2 protein-coding genes and 1 pseudogene are annotated in these 2,168 nt (G+C 74.8%); all 3 read right to left on the bottom strand.

Going from position 1 to position 2,168, the window contains the following annotated elements:
* The coding region (locus B7767_RS41675; RefSeq protein WP_085576379.1) for an exonuclease domain-containing protein at positions 1 to 658 on the bottom strand (658 nt) is incomplete at its 3' end.
* 107 nt (positions 659 to 765) lie between these two features.
* Entirely contained in the window at positions 766 to 1,752 is a 987-nt protein-coding gene (locus B7767_RS41670) for a CopD family protein (RefSeq protein WP_085576378.1), read from the bottom strand.
* A 294-nt stretch (positions 1,753 to 2,046) separates the two neighbouring features.
* Positions 2,047 to 2,168 (bottom strand): annotated as a pseudogene (locus B7767_RS48925) (acyl-CoA transferase); the annotation flags it as partial.

The following is a 2,168-nucleotide window of genomic DNA, read 5'->3' as shown; positions in this document are numbered from 1 at the left end:
CCGGCCGGTAGCCGCCGGGGCCCGCCTGCTGCCCGCTGCGGGGACGGTCCGTCCACTCGGTCAGCGGCAGGCACTCGTGCAGCGGCAGCCGTACGCCGCCGGCCGCCGCGGCCCGCAGACTGGGCCGGAACGCCTCCGCCAGCACCCGCGCGTCGTCCAGCGCGTGGTGCGCCCGCCGCTGTACGACACCGAAGTGCGCGGCGAGCGACTCCAGCTTGTGGTTGGGCAGCGGGAGCTTCAGCTCCTTGGAGAGGGCGATGGTGCACAGCCGCTGCTTCACCGGCGCCTCGCTCCGCGCGCGGGCGTACTCCCGGGCGATCATCTGCCAGTCGAAGACCGCGTTGTGCGCGACCAGCACCCGCCCCTCCAGCCGGGCCGCGAACTCCGCGGCGATGTCCTGGAAGAGGGGCGCCCCCTCCAGCACGTCGCTCGTCAGGCCGTGTATCCACACCGGGCCCGGGTCCCGCTCCGGATTGACCACCGTGTACCAGTGGTCCTCGACCTCGCCGCGCGCGTCCAGCCGGTAGACGGCCGCGGAGATGATGCGGTCGTCCCGGGCCAGCCCCGTGGTCTCCACGTCGACGACCGCGTACCCCTGCGGATACGCGGCCGGCCACACGGTGGGGGAGGACGCTGCGGTCGTGAGGTCATCGAGCATGGTTCACGAGGATACGGGCCGGGACCGACACCGCCGTCCGTCAGGCTCCTCCGCACGGCCCGCACACCCGGTCGCCGGGAACACCCGTACGGGCCGGGAACCCCCGTTCACCAGCGGATCGGCACCGGAAGCGCCGTCAGCAGCCCCGACACCGCGACCACCACGCCGAGCGCGTACACCTCCGCCCGCGCGGGGGAACAGGCGGTCAGCGGATCCCGCGCGCGGGCCAGCCGGACCCGGGCCCACAGGGCGAGGACGGCGACCCCGGCCATCAGGACCACCTTGGCGAGCAGGACCCGCCCGTACGCCGTGTCCGTCAACTGCTCCAGGATCGTCTCCGGCGGCATCCGGCGCAGCGAACTGCACACGCCCGTCGCGGTGACGGCGGCGAGCAGGACGGCCGCCACGCGCGCGTAGCGCCCCAGCAGCGCGGCGCCCGCCTCCGCTCCCCGCCACAGCCGCAGGGTGCGCAGCGCGTACAGCAGACCGCCCACCCAGAGCGACGCGCAGACCAGGTGCACCAGGGTCAGCCCGGAGCCGACGAGCGGGCTGTACTCGGTCGTCGGATGCGCGCGCAGCGCCTCCGCGGCCATCACCGCGGCCAGCGGCCACACCTGGGTGCCGGGACGGCCGGACGCCGCGCACAGGGCCGCCGCGAGGAAGGCGTTGACCTCCAGGAGGGCGAGCTTGCCGTCCCTGGAGTCGTAGAGACCGCCGACGTCGATGTCGGCGAGGCCGCCGGGCACCAGGTTGCCGGTGGCCACCACGGAGGCCAGTCCGAGGGCGGCCACGAAGCCGACGGAGTTCGCCGCGGTCGACCAACCGCGGGGCGCGTTGGGCGGAGCACCGGGCACGGAACGCGCCAGCCGCCGCACGAACAACTCGCCGACGGGTATGGACAACGCCGCGAACAGCACCGCCCGCAACAGGCCGATCCCCCCGGTACCGGGCGCATCGGCCTCCCCGGTCCCCCGCAGCGCGGCCGAGGGACCGAACAGCGGTATCACCGCCCCGAGCGCCACCAGCACGAGCACGGCAACGGCCCGCCCCCGCCCGCTCCTTCGCGCACCGTCCGCGCCGACCCTGGTTCTCATCAGACTCACCCCAGGATCTTCACAAGGCCGTACAGAAGCGGGCAAGCCCGTGCCCCACCCCATCACGGACGACCGCACCGCCTCGACGACGGGCGACCACGCCGCCGGGCCTACGCCCGCCCCTCGACCGCGGGCAGTCACGTCGTCGTAGCCGCGGGCGATCGTGCCTCCCCCAGTGCCTCAAGGGCGATGGAGGTGCCCCCGTCCGAGTTGTAGCCGAGGGGGCGGGCGCCGGGGCACCCCTCCGGGGGAGGCACCTGGCCGACGCCGTTGAGTGAAACCCCGTGCGGTCCCTCAGACCCACCGGGCCGGATCGGCTCCCCAACGCCCCGGCGCCCGCGCCCAGTCACGCGGCCCACCCGCGAACACCACCGGCGACAGGGCGTACCGCAGCCTCCCCAGCGAGCTGTCCCGCT

This window comes from Streptomyces sp. 13-12-16 (genome assembly GCF_002114215.1).
Lineage (GTDB): Bacteria > Actinomycetota > Actinomycetes > Streptomycetales > Streptomycetaceae > Streptomyces.
Note: the sequence above shows the minus strand (reverse complement) of the source record. Positions and strands in the feature narration are given on the sequence as shown.